This is a genomic window from Ningiella ruwaisensis (genome assembly GCF_004798935.1).
Taxonomy (GTDB): Bacteria; Pseudomonadota; Gammaproteobacteria; order Enterobacterales; family Alteromonadaceae; genus Glaciecola; species Glaciecola ruwaisensis.
In genome coordinates this window covers 15452-30241 of the sequence record NZ_RAHT01000002.1, presented here as the reverse complement: position 1 = coordinate 30241, position 14790 = coordinate 15452, and the positions used below count along the sequence as shown (strand labels likewise).

General features: G+C 44.6%; 16 protein-coding genes. 11 read left to right on the top strand and 5 right to left on the bottom strand.

Annotation, left to right across the window (positions count from 1 at the left end):
* Positions 1-8: 8 nt before the first annotated feature.
* The 9 genes from glyA (at position 9) to D6V41_RS03550 (ending at position 7601) form a co-directional block, all read left to right on the top strand.
* Positions 9-1265, top strand: coding sequence for a serine hydroxymethyltransferase (gene glyA, locus D6V41_RS03590; protein WP_136250122.1), 1257 nt, complete (start codon positions 9-11; stop codon positions 1263-1265).
* 253 nt (positions 1266-1518) lie between these two features.
* Positions 1519-1977, top strand: a complete 459-nt coding sequence (nrdR, locus tag D6V41_RS03585) for a transcriptional regulator NrdR (RefSeq protein ID WP_136250121.1) — start codon at positions 1519-1521, stop codon at positions 1975-1977.
* Between the two features lie 9 nt (positions 1978-1986).
* Entirely contained in the window at positions 1987-3186 is a 1200-nt protein-coding gene (gene ribD, locus D6V41_RS03580) for a bifunctional diaminohydroxyphosphoribosylaminopyrimidine deaminase/5-amino-6-(5-phosphoribosylamino)uracil reductase RibD (protein WP_136250120.1), read from the top strand.
* A gap of 57 nt (positions 3187-3243) precedes the next feature.
* Positions 3244-3903, top strand: coding sequence for a riboflavin synthase (locus D6V41_RS03575; RefSeq protein WP_136250119.1), 660 nt, complete (start codon positions 3244-3246; stop codon positions 3901-3903).
* 91 nt (positions 3904-3994) lie between these two features.
* Entirely contained in the window at positions 3995-5101 is a 1107-nt protein-coding gene (ribBA, locus tag D6V41_RS03570) for a bifunctional 3,4-dihydroxy-2-butanone-4-phosphate synthase/GTP cyclohydrolase II (RefSeq protein WP_136250118.1), read from the top strand.
* Positions 5102-5180: 79 nt separating this feature from the next.
* Positions 5181-5654, top strand: a complete 474-nt coding sequence (gene ribH, locus D6V41_RS03565) for a 6,7-dimethyl-8-ribityllumazine synthase (protein ID WP_136250117.1) — start codon at positions 5181-5183, stop codon at positions 5652-5654.
* Positions 5655-5656: 2 nt separating this feature from the next.
* Positions 5657-6079 (top strand): transcription antitermination factor NusB, encoded by a 423-nt coding sequence (gene nusB, locus D6V41_RS03560; RefSeq protein ID WP_136250116.1) that lies wholly within the window; start codon positions 5657-5659, stop codon positions 6077-6079.
* Positions 6080-6081: 2 nt separating this feature from the next.
* Positions 6082-7056 carry a thiamine-phosphate kinase gene (gene thiL, locus D6V41_RS03555; protein WP_136250115.1) on the top strand — a complete coding sequence of 325 codons (975 nt, stop codon included), beginning with the start codon at positions 6082-6084 and terminating at the stop codon, positions 7054-7056.
* Positions 7057-7106: 50 nt separating this feature from the next.
* Positions 7107-7601 carry a phosphatidylglycerophosphatase A family protein gene (locus D6V41_RS03550; protein ID WP_136250114.1) on the top strand — a complete coding sequence of 165 codons (495 nt, stop codon included), beginning with the start codon at positions 7107-7109 and terminating at the stop codon, positions 7599-7601.
* Between the two features lie 12 nt (positions 7602-7613).
* Here the strand turns inward: D6V41_RS03550 and dxs are convergent, their stop codons facing one another.
* Genes dxs through D6V41_RS03535 form a run of 3 tightly spaced genes read right to left on the bottom strand, consistent with a single transcriptional unit; the run spans position 7614 to position 10722 of the window.
* Positions 7614-9482, bottom strand: coding sequence for a 1-deoxy-D-xylulose-5-phosphate synthase (gene dxs, locus D6V41_RS03545; protein ID WP_136250113.1), 1869 nt, complete (start codon positions 9480-9482; stop codon positions 7614-7616).
* Between the two features lie 45 nt (positions 9483-9527).
* Positions 9528-10487, bottom strand: coding sequence for a polyprenyl synthetase family protein (locus D6V41_RS03540; RefSeq protein ID WP_241664414.1), 960 nt, complete (start codon positions 10485-10487; stop codon positions 9528-9530).
* Positions 10462-10722 (bottom strand): exodeoxyribonuclease VII small subunit, encoded by a 261-nt coding sequence (locus D6V41_RS03535; RefSeq protein WP_241664441.1) that lies wholly within the window; start codon positions 10720-10722, stop codon positions 10462-10464. The genes D6V41_RS03540 and D6V41_RS03535 overlap by 26 nt, the downstream gene beginning before the upstream one ends.
* A 272-nt stretch (positions 10723-10994) precedes the next feature.
* Between D6V41_RS03535 and pomA the strand changes: the two genes are divergently transcribed.
* Positions 10995-11759, top strand: a complete 765-nt coding sequence (gene pomA / locus D6V41_RS03530; protein WP_136250112.1) for a flagellar motor protein PomA — start codon at positions 10995-10997, stop codon at positions 11757-11759.
* Positions 11759-12703, top strand: coding sequence for a flagellar motor protein MotB (locus D6V41_RS03525; protein ID WP_136250111.1), 945 nt, complete (start codon positions 11759-11761; stop codon positions 12701-12703). The genes pomA and D6V41_RS03525 overlap by 1 nt, the downstream gene beginning before the upstream one ends.
* Positions 12704-12792: 89 nt before the next feature.
* On the opposite strand, the gene D6V41_RS03520 is transcribed toward D6V41_RS03525, so the two are convergent.
* Both D6V41_RS03520 and D6V41_RS03515 read right to left on the bottom strand, forming a co-directional pair.
* Positions 12793-14049 (bottom strand): SAM-dependent methyltransferase, encoded by a 1257-nt coding sequence (locus tag D6V41_RS03520; protein ID WP_136250110.1) that lies wholly within the window; start codon positions 14047-14049, stop codon positions 12793-12795.
* A 16-nt stretch (positions 14050-14065) separates the two neighbouring features.
* Positions 14066-14785 (bottom strand): DUF1365 domain-containing protein, encoded by a 720-nt coding sequence (locus D6V41_RS03515; RefSeq protein ID WP_136250623.1) that lies wholly within the window; start codon positions 14783-14785, stop codon positions 14066-14068.
* Positions 14786-14790: the final 5 nt, after the last annotated feature.

Sequence of the window (14790 nt, the reverse complement as noted above, 5' to 3'; positions counted from 1 at the left end):
GAGAGAACATGTTATCCAGCAATATGACCATCGCTGAATTTGACCCGGAATTAGCAGATGCAATGGCAAAAGAAAAGCAGCGCCAAGAACATCACATCGAATTAATTGCGTCAGAAAACTACTGTAGCCCGCGTGTATTAGAGGCGCAAGGCTCGCAGTTAACTAACAAATACGCAGAAGGTTATCCGGGCAAACGTTATTACGGCGGATGCGAATATGTTGATATTGCTGAAGAACTGGCCATCGAAAGAGCGAAACAGTTGTTTAGTTGCGACTACGCAAATGTGCAGCCTCACTCAGGCTCTCAGGCAAATACCGCTGTGTTTATGGCCTTGCTTGAAGCTAATGATACAGTGCTAGGCATGAGCTTGGCAGATGGTGGCCACTTAACTCATGGTTCTCATGTTAATTTCTCCGGTAAAACGTATAACGCCGTGCAGTATGGCTTGCATCCAGATACTGGCATTATTGATTATGTTGAAGTAGAACGCTTGGCCCTGGAACATAAGCCCAAGATGATCATTGGCGGATTTTCAGCGTATTCGGGTATTGTCGACTGGGCGAGATTTAGAGAAATAGCCGATAAAGTCGGTGCTTATTTGCTAGTTGATATGGCGCATGTGGCCGGATTAGTCGCAGCAGGCGAGTATCCAAGTCCACTTCCTCATGCACACGTTGTCACCACAACCACGCACAAAACACTTGCAGGCCCTCGCGGCGGTTTGATTTTATCAAATTGCGGCGACGAAACCCTGTATAAAAAGTTCAACAGCGCAGTATTTCCAGGTAATCAGGGGGGCCCTCTTTGCCATGTTATTGCTGCTAAAGCGGTTGCGTTTAAAGAAGCACTATCTGATGACTTTAAAGTGTATCAAAAACAGGTACTTAAAAACGCAAAAGCCATGGTCGCGGTTATGCAGGAGCGTGGCTATAAAATCGTATCAAACGGTACAGATAACCATCTGTTTTTACTTGATTTAATCGATAAGGACATAACAGGTAAAGATGCGGACGCTGCGCTTGGTCGCGCAAATATCACGGTTAATAAAAATTCAGTGCCAAACGACCCACGTTCTCCTTTTGTTACCAGCGGTTTAAGGATCGGCTCGCCTGCAATCACTCGACGTGGTTTTGAAGAAAGCGAAGCCAAACAAGTAGCAACCTGGATTTGCGACATTCTGGACAATATGGGCGATGATTCAGTCATTGAGCGAGTGAAATCTGAAGTTGTCGAACTTTGTGAAAAATTCCCGGTTTACAAGTAAGTCGAAACCCAACAAACACGCTCTAGGCCTCTGGCGTTGAGCTTCAATAAGTTAAATGCACAAGCCGATATCCGCTCTGCTTGTGCATTTTTATTTAAACCGATTTAGCTTATTTTAGGGCGCTTGTAGTCAGATTGTGGCTTAGAATCTTAATTTCATAGCTTCAGCCACAAATTTTAGGCTACACTATATGCCTGATTACACGCTTAAATGTGCGTTTGAATACGCTCGTTTTTCATTGCAAGGACCCATCATGTTTTGTCCCTTTTGTTCAGCCCAGGAAACTAAAGTTATTGATTCAAGGTTGGTCTCTGATGGTGCGCAGGTGCGTCGTCGCAGGCAATGCACTGAATGCGCTGAGCGTTTTACTACATTTGAAGCGGCAGAGCTTGTTATGCCACGAATTGTAAAACGGGACAACACGCGTGAACCTTTTAATGAAGAAAAACTTATGGCGGGCTTACAGCGCGCATTGGAAAAGCGTCCGGTATCTATCGAAGCGATTGAACAGTGTATGTTTAAAATTAAAGCGGCATTACGCGCAACCGGCGAGCGGGAAGTAAAAAGTGAATTTGTGGGCGAGTTAATAATGGATGCACTGAAAAAGCTGGATAAAGTCGCTTACGTGCGCTTTGCGTCTGTTTACCGCTCATTTGAGGATGTTAAGGAATTTGGTGAAGAAATCGCCAGGCTCTCTCGCGAACCTCAATAAATTGCCCGCATGTCAAATCATCATTTATCCGTTACCGACTCTACGCAAGCGAATCAAGCACATATTGATGCGCAATGTATGGCGCGCGCACTAAAACTGGCGAAAAAAGGGGAGCTCTCATGCTCGCCTAATCCGATGGTTGGCTGTGTTATCGCTGATGAAAAAGGACAGGTGTTTGGCGAGGGATATCATCAAAAGGCCGGCGAGGCGCACGCTGAAGTTTATGCCTTGCAAGCCATGCAAAATGCGAAACAAAACTTGTCAAACGCGCAACTTACGGCTTACGTCACACTCGAACCTTGCTCTCACTTTGGTCGCACACCCCCATGTGCAGACGCTTTGATTCAGGCAGGAATTAAACGCGTGGTGATAGCCAGTACCGATCCGAATCCGCGAGTGAATGGTGGCGGCATTGCGCGACTGAGGGCGGCGGGCGTTGAAGTTATCAGCGGGCTTATGCAAGCGCAAGCAGATGCACTTAATGCCGCATTTTTTACTCGGATGCGCACTAAGCGCCCACAAGTGATATTAAAGCTTGCCAGTAGTTTAGATGGAAAAACGGCGCTTAAAAACGGCGAGAGTCAGTGGATCACCTCAGCTTTTTCCCGAAAAGATGTTCAACTTGAGCGGGCTCGTTCGTGTGCAATTCTCACTGGCTCAGGAACAGCCTTATTTGATAACCCGCGCCTGAATGTGCGTTTAGAAGAGCTTGACAGTAAAGCAGCGGGATTGTTTCAAGTTCGTAAAGCTCAACCCTTAAGAGTAGTTATCGATGGCCAAAACAGCTTGCATGATCAATTGCATTTAATCAGCGACCCATTTCCCACCCTCGTTTACAACCATAGTGCAAATCAAGCGCTAGCGTCTTCAAGTGCGAACAATGTCGAGCAAGTGCAGTTGCCCCCTCAAGCTTCGTCATCAAAAAATGAGCAATATATCGACCTGGCACGTATGCTTGACGACCTGGGCCAACGCGAAGTCAATCGATTGTGGGTTGAAGGCGGCGCGAAGCTAGCCGGCGCTTTATTAGATGCTCAGTTAATTGATAGAGTCATTTTATACTTGGCACCCTGTTTTTTAGGTGGCCAAGCAAGAGAATTGTTGGCATCAAAGCCTTTGGAGAGCTTGGAAAATAAACTCAGCGGACGCATATCCTCAGTCAAGCAAATTGGCGACGATATAAAACTGAGTGTAGAACTTCGAACATAGATTTATAACTCCATCCACTTATAAATGATGTGGGGAGCACGGAACAAAGAGGCAATCATGTTTACCGGGATCATAGAAGCAGTTGGTGAGATAACAGCGTTAGATAATTTAGGCCAGGATATTCGGTTGAGTGTGCAAACTGGCAAGCTCGATATGAGTGACGTAAATCTTGGTGATAGCATTGCAACGAATGGCGTTTGTCTCACTGTGGTAGACAAAGGCGATAATTACTATAAGGCTGATGTATCTCAGGAAACCATTAAACATACCGGTTTTGCCCACTATAATCGCGGTTCAAAGGTGAATCTTGAAAAAGCGATGCGGCCTGATAGCCGCTTTGGTGGACACATTGTTTCAGGTCATGTTGACGGCGTTGGCACGGTCGAGCAAATCAATGAACACAGTCGTTATGTAGAAATTTGGGTAAAGGCACCTGATTCACTTGCAAAATATATTGCGCATAAAGGCTCAATTACCGTTGATGGAGTAAGCCTTACCGTTAACGAAGTCAAAGGCGCTTCTTTCATGTTATGGCTTATTCCACACACCCTAAAAGAAACGGTAATTGGTCATTATAAAGTAGGTACGCAAGTTAACCTGGAAGTAGATTTAATTGCTCGATACCTTGAGCGACTCATGTTGGGCGATAAAGCAGCCAATCCTGAATCACAGGTTATAAGCATGCGATTTCTGGCCGAACACGGATTTTTAAAGTAAGGCATTCTGCGCATAAATCATGAATTAAGCTCGAGCATACAAATAGTGCTCGAGCCACACATAAACACGACACACACAAACGGGTTTAACAATGGCTTTAAATACAACAGAAGAGATCATCGAAGATATCCGTCAAGGTAAAATGGTTATCTTGATGGATGATGAAGACCGAGAAAATGAAGGTGACTTGATAATGGCAGCTGAACATGTCACCGCTGAAGCGATAAATTTCATGGTCACTCACGCTCGAGGGCTGGTTTGTTTGCCTATGACAACCGAGCGATGCAGACGTTTGAAGCTACCATTGATGGTGGATAAAAACAGTGCGCAGTTTTCTACAAATTTTACGGTTTCTATTGAAGCTAGAGAAGGCGTAACAACGGGCATTTCAGCGGCTGACCGTGCGCGTACTATTCAGGCGGCAGTTGCCAAAGATGCCCAGGCAGATGACATTGTTCAACCTGGCCATATTTTCCCCCTTATTGCCAAAGAAGGTGGGGTGCTCAACCGCGCCGGTCACACCGAAGCCGGAGTAGACCTTGCGCGTTTGGCAAATTGCGAACCTGCTGCAGTTATTGTCGAAATCCTCAACGATGATGGCACCATGGCGCGTAGACCTGAGCTTGAAAAGTTTGCGCAAAAGCATAACTTAAAAATTGGCACAATTGCTGATTTGATTGAATACCGCAATCTCAACGAAACCACAATTGAACAGGTAGCCAAGTGCCACCTTCCCACCGAATATGGCGATTTCGAATTAATAACATTTAAAGATGTCATTGATGAACAAATTCATTTTGCTCTTCAAAAAGGACCCATTCATCCACAAGAGCCGACGCTCGTGCGGGTGCATTTGCACAATACCTTAAGTGATTTATTAGGTTCGACACGAGCGATAAACCGTTCTTTACCCTTGCATAAGGCCATGAAACGCATTCATGATGAAGGCGGTGTGCTGGTGCTTTTAGGTAAGCATGAAGACATCGTTGGACAAGTTAAGCAGTTTGAAGCTGAAGATAACGATGAAGTAGCAAAAGGGAAAACCTGGCAAGGCTCCTCGCGCACCGTCGGTGTGGGCAGTCAGATACTGGCAAGTTTAGGGATTAAGAAAATGCGCTTGCTGAGTAAGCCAATAAAGTATTCTGCCTTATCTGGCTATGGCTTGGAGGTTGTAGAGTACGTGCACGACGATGATTGATTAAATCACGCGTAAAAAAAGGGAATCGGCCATTTCATTATGCTATACTTCCCGCCGTTTTTTCACAGGAGCTCATTGCATGAATGTAATTGAAGGTAATATCCGCGCGACTGGCAAAAAGTTTGCTGTAGTTGTAGCCCGTTTCAACAGTTTTGTAGTTGAAAGTTTATTAGATGGCGCACTTGATACACTCGAGCGTCATGGTGAAGTTAACCCTGATGATATTACCGTTATTCGAGCGCCTGGCGCTTATGAGCTTCCTCTGGTGGCAAAAAAGGTGGCGGCAAAAGGGAAGTTTGATGCGATTATCGCGCTAGGTGCCGTAATACGTGGCGGAACCCCGCATTTTGACTTTGTCGCAGGTGAATGCAACAAAGGGTTAGCGCAAGTTTCTCTCGATGCTCAAATTCCCGTTGCTTTTGGTGTGATCACCACTGACAGCATTGAGCAAGCCATTGAGCGTTCTGGTACGAAAGCAGGAAATAAAGGCTCAGAAGCAGCACTTTCTGCTCTTGAAATGGTCAATGTTATTGACGCAATAGACGGAATGTAAGTGTGAAGCCAGCTGCACGAAAACAAGCGAGAACACTTGCTTTACAAGCACTTTATAGCTATTTAATGAGCGGAAATGATATGTCGCAGGTTGAGCTAAACATAGCCACCACCAACGATATGTCAAAAGTCGATATGGAGTATTTTCAGGCAATACTCAAGGGCGTGAGCGATAATCAAAGTGAAATTGATACCGCATATAAACCTTATTTAGGTCGTTTACCTGAAGAACTCGACCCCATAGAAAAATCAATCATGCGACTGGCGACCTTTGAGCTCGTTCATCGACCAGACACGCCGTTCAAAGTCGTCATCAACGAAGCAATAGAACTCGCTAAAACGTTTGGCGCAGAAGAAAGCCATAAATTTATAAATGGCGCGCTAGATAAAGCGGTGAAAACCCTCAGAAAACATGAAAGAAGTTAGGTTTGAACGAATTTAGATTGATACGCGATTACTTCACTGAAAACAGTTTTAGTCGCAAGGATGTGCTAATTGGGGTGGGAGATGACGCCGCAATTACACAGGTAGCGCAAGGACAGTATTTAGCCACGACAACCGATACTCTATTGGAAGGTGTTCACTTTTTAAAAGGCACAAGCCCTGAAGCAATCGCTCACAAGGCTATTGCCGTTAACTTAAGTGATTTAGCAGCAATGGGCGCAGAGCCCTCATGGATTAGCCTTTCTCTTTCATTGCCGGCGGTTGATGATGAATGGCTCGGTGCATTTTCCAATAAGTTAAAGGCGCTGACCGAGTATTTCTCTGTTCAGCTGATTGGCGGGGACACAGTCAAAGGTCAGTTGTCAATTACAATAACGGCGCAAGGTTTTGTGCCACCCGAAAGTATACTAACGCGAAGCCATGCGAAACCGGGTGATTGGATTTTTGTGACCGGAACGTTAGGTGACGCAGCGGCAGGCTTGGCGCTTTTAAAGAACGAGTTAATGATAGAAGATAAAGCCGCAAGAGATTATCTGACTGATCGGCACCATTATCCTACTCCTCGCGTTTTAGCGGGAACAACGCTCAGACGCATTGCCACCTCTTGTATTGATATATCGGATGGGCTCTTACAAGACCTGGAGCATATTGTTAGTGCTTCTGAAGTGGGCGCACTTCTGCACCTTGATAAAATACCTATATCGAAAGAATTGGGCACACACGTCAATGATTTGGAAAGTGCGCTCAAGCTTGCCTGTACCGGCGGTGATGACTATGAACTTCTGTTTACCGTGCCAGAAGAACATAGGGTGAGTATGGAAACAGCTATGTCTAGCTACAATCTTCCAGTTACCTGTATTGGTCAGGTTACCGGCGCACAGGGGAAAATTGACTTGAGGTTAAACGACTCACCGTTTTCATTTGTGTCTGTCAGCGAGAAAGGGTATCAGCACTTTTAGCACTGTTTATTCAGGCATCGCGACTCACAAAATAAGGAAATCCTTAATTCATGGACAAGCAATTACGCTCTCGCGTTTCATTAAAAAATCCTGACCATTTTTTGGGATTGGGATTTGGCTCTGGCTTAATGCCATGTATGCCAGGAACCTTTGGTTCGATTGCTGCCATTCCGATTCTACTTGCCATGAGCCATTTAAGCATTTTTTGGTTTATATTCGTGACCTGCATAGCTTGCATTTTAGGCATCCGCTTTTGTCAAAAAACTTCGGATGCGCTTGGTTTACATGATCATGGCTCCATCGTTTGGGACGAAATCGCGGGTATGATGGTGGTTTTTGTTGCAATAGATATCACACCAATGAGCCTCGCCATTGGATTCTTGCTTTTTCGATTTTTCGATATCATCAAACCTTGGCCGATTCGATTGTTCGACCGTAAAGTACATGGTGGCTTCGGTATCATGCTTGATGATATTGTCGCAGGCGCAATGGCCTGCATTTGTTTGCATTTAAGCTTATCTTGGTTTGAGTTGTTTCTGTTTTAAAGCACCAACAGACTAAAACTCTTGGATAGCTTTGACAATTCCCTCTGCGTCTATTCCTAGCTCTGCATACATTTCTTGCTGAGTGCCTTGCATAATAAACTCATCAGGTAGTCCTAAGTTCAACAAGTGCGCCAACGTCTTATTTGCATGTAACACTTGTGACACTGCGCTTCCCGCACCGCCTGCGATTGCCCCATCTTCGAGTGTCACTAATAGGTCGTGATTTTTTGCTGCATCTAAAATAGCTTGTTCGTCGATAGGTTTGACAAAGCGCATATCAATCAAGCTTGCGTCAATTTTCTCAGCTGCTTTTAGTGCCTCACCGTACAAGGTACCGAAATTCAGTATTGCGACTCGATTATCTTTTTGCTGCGTTTGGCGAATTGAGCGGGCCTTGCCTATTTCAAGAAGCTGCATATTTTCTTCTGGTACGGCGCCAATGCCGGCTCCTCGCGGATAGCGAACTGCAGCCGGTTGTGCGGCTTTATGACCGGTATAAAGCATGTTTCGACACTCAGCTTCGTCGGCTGGTGTCATAATGATCATATTGGGTATGCAGCGTAAATAGCTGATATCAAATGCACCCTGATGGGTGGGGCCATCTGCTCCTACGATGCCTGCCCGGTCAATGGCGAACAGTACCGGCAGATTCTGAATGGCCACATCATGAATAAGTTGATCGTAAGCTCGCTGCAAAAAAGTAGAGTATATCGCCACAACTGCATGTTTACCTTCGCGTGCAAGACCGGCCGCCAATGTCACTGCATGCTGCTCTGCTATGGCAACATCGAAGTACTGCTGCGGAAATCGCTGAGAAAACTTAACCATGCCAGAGCCCTCTCGCATGGCAGGGGTGATAGCGACTAAATCTTTATCTTCTTGAGCCATGTCGCATAACCAATTACCAAATATTGCTGAAAATGTCGGTAAACCCGGTTTGCTCTCTGGAAACTTTTCGGTGGTGTGATCGAATTTTGGTACGGCATGCCATTTTATAGGGTCTTGCTCTGCTTTTTCATAGCCTTTCCCTTTTTTTGTGACAATATGAAGCAACTGAGGACCTGATATTTTGCGCATATTGGCAAGCGTATCAACCATAGCGTCAACATCATGTCCATCAATTGGACCGATATAGCGAAAGCCTAGCTCTTCAAAAATAGTACCCGGCACTACCATGCCTTTAAGGTGCTCTTCTGCTTTGCTTGCAAATTCTTTTATTGGAGGCAGGTTACTGAGAATTTTCTTACCACCGTCGCGAATGCTGTTGAAGAATGAACCGGTCATCAAGCGGGCTAAGTGGCTATTAAGCGCACCCACATTCTCTGATATGGACATTTCGTTGTCGTTTAGCACTACGACCAAATCTTTTGCAATATCGCCAGCATGGTTTAATGCTTCAAAGGCAAGACCGGCAGTCATGGCACCGTCACCAATTACCGCAACCACTTTTCGGTTTTTCTGTTCTTTCTCTGCCGCAATTGCCATTCCCAGCGCCGCAGAGATCGATGTGGAGGAGTGGCCCACTGCAAAGGTATCGTACTCGCTCTCAGGCGGCCACGGGAAAGGATGTAATCCATCTTTTTGGCGAATGCTTGTCATACGCAAACGCCTTCCTGTAAGAATTTTATGCGGGTAGGCTTGGTGACCAACATCCCATACAATTCTGTCAAATGGTGTGTTGTAAACGTAGTGAAGGGCAACAGTCAGCTCTACAGTACCGAGCCCTGATGCGAAATGTCCACTGCTTTGACTGACACAGTTAAGCAAAAACTGGCGTAATTCCTTCGCAATCAGTTTTAAGTTTTGCTTGGGCTGCTGGCGCAATTCACTCGGAATATTTGCTTTGGCCAAATGTGGATAATGTGAAAGATCTAGCGTCATGCTTTAGTTCGTCTTTTTAATCTTGTTTTAATATGTTTAAGGCGCTTAAAAAGTTCGCGTCATCATATAATCAGTGAATAATACTAAATTGCGTGTATTGTACGGTAATCTGTCAAGCGCGTGTAGCGCTTCTTGGTGATGATTGTTTAATTCCTGTTTAGCACCCTCCAGACTCAGTTTACTGACAAAGGTGTTTTTATTGTTTGCCTGATCTGAACCTTGCGGTTTTCCGAGTGTTTCAGTGTCAGAAACCACATCAAGAATATCATCTTGTATCTGAAAGGCCATACCAATATGATGCGCAAAGGCCCTTAGGTTTTCTTTATCGCCTGAGGTCACCTGTTTACAAATATTGGCCCCAAACAGAACACTTGCTTCAAGCAATGCACCCGTCTTCAGACTGTGCAAATGAGAAAGTGCTTCTAACTCAATTTCCTTATTTGTTGCAAGCAAATCGAGACTTTGGCCTGCACACATTCCTCTGATCCCGCTCGCTCGAGCCAATATCTTGATTAAGTAAAGTCGCTTCGAGGATGCAAATGCTGACATTTTGAATTCACATAAAACTTCAAAGGCTAATGTTTGCAGCGCGTCACCTGCCAAAATGGCACTTGCTTCATCAAACTGTATATGACAAGTCGGTTTTCCTCGACGAAGATTGTCATCGTCCATTGCGGGTAAGTCATCGTGCACAAGCGAATAGCTATGCATGCATTCAACGGCAAGTGAGGCGCACTGAATATCGCTTTCATTCGCGCCATATAAATCAGCTACCAAACGAACAAGCAGAGGACGCATGCGTTTTCCTCCGTTAAACAAAGCATATTGCATGGCATCGAGCAAACGACTTTTGGGTAGTGCTATTTGTTGAATGAACTGATGAAAAGCGGTTTCCAGGCCTTTAATGCTTTGGGTCTGTTTTTCTTTGAGTGCCTCGTGCATGAGCGCTGTACTTACCTGTAAGTGTAAAAATATCGCATCATTCTGGGACTTGAAAGTCTTCAAGTGACTGCTTGTCGCCTTCCTGACTAAGTATTTTTACCTTTTGCTGCGCTTGCTCAAGTAGTGTTTGACTTCGACGCGCCAAGGCAATGCCGCGCTCAAAACTTTGTAAAGAAGCCTCAAGGCTAATATCACCTTGCTCCATCTGATTGACGATTGTTTCAAGCTCTTGCATGGCTTGTTCAAAGCTGAGTTCATCTGCATTCATAATTGGTAATATTTGCCCTGTTTCAATCATCAAAGGGATGATGGTCCACCTATATTAGTGTGTTGAACAATACCCAAGATGTTTACTAAATTCAATGAAATTTGCCGCATTAACCATCGCTTGTAGTCTTCTACATAACACATCGAACAAGATTTGTGCGCTTTGATATCAATACTAAATTAAAAGCGCAATCAGGCATAAAGAATGTAGCATGCTTGCCGTTAACCCAATACATAGAACAATGCATTTTTAAAATAATGCATTTCTCAATTTTTGCATTTTATTGGGTAGAGGAGTCAACCGTGGATTTAGCAACACTGATCGGCCTCATCGGCGCGCTTGGTTTTGTCATCATGGCGATGGTTCTAGGCGGCGACCTAGGCATATTTTTTAATGTACCGTCTGTACTAATAGTATTTGGCGGCTCTACTTTTGTGGTGTTAATGCAATATCCCCTTGCTCAATTTTTGGGTGCGGGCAAAATTGCTGCAAAAGCATTTGCGTTTAAAATTCAAACACCGGAAGAATTAATTGCAAAAATCGTAGAAATGGCTGACGCTGCTCGTAAAGGTGGTTTTTTGGCGCTGGAAGAAGCCGAAATTGATAATAGCTTTATGCAAAAAGGCGTAGACATGCTTGTGGATGGTCATGATGTGGATGTTGTTCGCACTACCATGGCAAAAGATATTTCAAACACCTCAGAACGCCACAGTGCTGGCAGTGTTATTTTTAAATCCTTAGGTGACGTGGCACCCGCCATGGGCATGATAGGTACGCTAATTGGTTTGGTTGCCATGCTTTCGAATATGGACGACCCTAAAGCAATCGGCCCGGCAATGGCAGTCGCACTCTTAACCACCCTTTACGGTGCCATGTTGGCAAACATTGTTTGTTTACCTATCGCATTTAAACTGGGGATCAGAGCTAATGAAGAAAAACTGAATCAATGCCTCATACTTGATGGCATTCTCGGCATTGCTGATGGTCAGAACCCGCGCGTAATAGAGGGGGTGCTTAAAGGATATTTGGCGGAAGGAAAACGCGGCGGGGCAGAGGAGTCTGAATAGTGGAAGATGAATGCCCTAAATGCCCTCCCGAAGGGCTGCCCCAATGGATGGGGACCTTTGCAGACCTGATGTCTCTGTTGATGTGCTTTTTTGTGCTCTTGCTTTCTTTTTCTGAAATGGATGTAAAAAAGTTTAAGCAAATTGCCGGTTCAATGAAGTTTGCATTTGGTGTGCAGAATAAAATCGAGCTTAAAGATATTCCCAAAGGAACAAGCGTTGTTGCGCTTGAATTCAGACCTGGTAAACCCGATCCAACCCCCATTGAAACTGTGCAACAAGTCACCCAGGATATCACCAAGCCAATGCTGAATTTTCAGGAAGGTGAAGATGAGTCCGCAGGTGGCAGGCAAAAGCAGCGAGGGCAGTTGCGTGGTGGGCAGTCACCTAATACCGCTAACGAGACGGCTTCTGCCGGCGCTGCCGCTACAAACAATGAAAATCTGGAAAAGCAACTGAAAAAAGTCCAGGAGCTAATGCAAAAAGAAATCAAGGATGGCGCGGTCGATGTAGAAAATTTAGGACAGCAAATCGTTATCCGAATACGAGAAAACGGTTCGTTTTCGGCGGGTTCTGCTTTTTTACAGCCCCAATTCATTCCGGTAATACGGCAACTTGGTGAGATTGTTGCTGACATGCCAGGAAAAATTGAGATATCAGGCCATAGTGACGGTGTTCAAATTTCAAATGAACTGTATCGCTCAAACTGGGATTTATCTGCTCAACGTGCAGTGGCAGTCGCTGAAGAATTGCGCTTGGCTGAGGGGTTTGACGAAACGCGTATGCGAGTGATTGGAAAGGCGTCAAACGAATTGGTAGACGACGGCGATTCTCCTGAAGCACGTGCGCGTAACCGCCGCGTGGAAATCACCATATCGCAAGGCGAGCCAAAGTATTCAGATCCAATTTCTGTGTTAGGAGATGAGGGTAATTCGTCAGGGCAATAGGCCATGAAACAAGATACCCGATGATTAAAGCAGAGGCTTTGCGTCATTCGTTTATTTCGCGCATGCCTCTGTTTTAGTATTAAACGGAACTAACCTCTGCTTAACTCACTGCGATGCTGAGGTTTGGCCAGCACCAACTGCACCGTGCTTATGGCTCTCTCTAAAAAGCCACCTTCGCAGTAATTTAAATAATATTGCCACATGCGCATAAAGCGTTCATCGTAACCATCTTCAAGCAAAGCTGCTTTTTGTTGCATGAAAGCCTCAAACCAATCTTTAAGCGTTTTCGCATAGTCCAAGCCGATATCGTGCACATCGCGAATGCTCATGTCAGTATACTTTTTTACATACTTGTTTATCGCAAATTGTGAAGGTAAAAATCCGCCTGGGAAAATGTGTTTTTGGATAAAGTCGACGCTGTCGGCATAGCTATCATAACGTCTGTCATCGATAGTAATTGACTGCAATAGCATTAAACCATTTTTCTTTAAAAGGCTTGAGCATTTGTCAAAAAAGTTGGCTAAATATTCTTTGCCCACCGCTTCAATCATTTCTATGGATACAAGCTTGTCATACTGACCTTCAAGCAAGCGATAGTCTTTTTTTAGTAAGGTAATTTTATCTTGTAAACCTTCACGCGCTACCCATTGCTGTGCCCAGGCGTACTGCTCTTCTGATATAGTCGTTGTAGTGACCTTACAACCGTAGTTTTTAGCCGCAAAAACCGCCAAACCTCCCCAGCCAGTGCCAATTTCCAGCAAATGATCTCGCTCGCTCAGCTTGAGTTTTTCACAAATTGCTGTCAGTTTTACCTGCTGCGCTTGAGCAAGTGAAGTATTGGCATCGGGGTAAATTGCCGCCGAATACATCATAGAACGGTCCAGGAATTTGGTATATAGCTTGTTTCCCAAATCGTAGTGTGCACCAATATTCTTTTTTGCCTGTGATTGAGAGTTACGATTCGCAAAATGCTTAACCTTCGTTGCAGGCATTGTCAGCCATTTGAATTTCTTTTCCCAGGCGTCTAAAGTCGGCAGGTTTCTGGCAAAAATGCGGATAACATTCGTTAAATTAGGGCTGTCCCAGAGTTTGTCAGTGAACGTTTCGCCCGATGCAATGGACCCACCGAGAAGCAGTTTAGGATAGGCTGAAGGATGAAGAACATTTACCTGCGCTTTTAAATCTGTTTCCTCCTGGCCAAGTACGGCAATTACCTGGCCATTTTCCATCACCGTCAATTGCCCTTCAGGAAGTTGCTTTAACGCACCTATAAACATAGAACGGCAGGTTTTTTCCCAAAATGAGATGGACTCAGTCGTTTGAAATGTTTGTTCACCATGTGACATGTATCGATTCCTTACTTCACGGATGCGTATATATAGGTACGCGTTTAATAAATAGTTTTAATGCCTGCCAGTATATGCCAGCAAGCGTTTTAAGTGTCATGCTTGGGATAGATAGAAGCATTCGCCTCAACCAGTGTGAATTAAGCGGTACTTTCTGTAAGTCCAGGGCAGCCTCAAAATGCTTTGTCGTTTTGCTGCAGCTTAAGTGCAATCGCAACGTATCGCTTGGTTGTGCGACGCGCCAATGATAAGTCATATCGATTGGATTAAATGGTGATACATGGAAGGCTTTTTCGCAATCTTTTTGCTGAGCCAAGTCTACCAAATAATGATGTCGCTCATTCCACGGCGTGTTAGATACTTCTGCAAGCATATGAGTAAATTCTTTGTTTTGATTCCTGAGATAGTAAAAATTGACAGGACTAAAATAAAGGCCGAAGGTTCTTATCTGACCAAGGAAAAATACGTCGCCGTCTAAACTACTGCCATTTAACTCGCTCATTTTTTTGAGCACTGCGTTTTCAAGCGGTATTCTAGGGTCGCCCAGATAATCCTTACGACAAAAATTCACGATGCTCTTTTTGATTGCTCTGTCGCTAAACCCTTTCACATGATAGGTTAAAGATTCAAGTTCGCTTAACTTTATCCAGTACAGATAGATTTGATAAGAAAATGCATGTTGCTTTGGGACAACGCGTTTGTGAAACACGCTTCCTTTGTAAATTGCACTTTCCAGTTCCA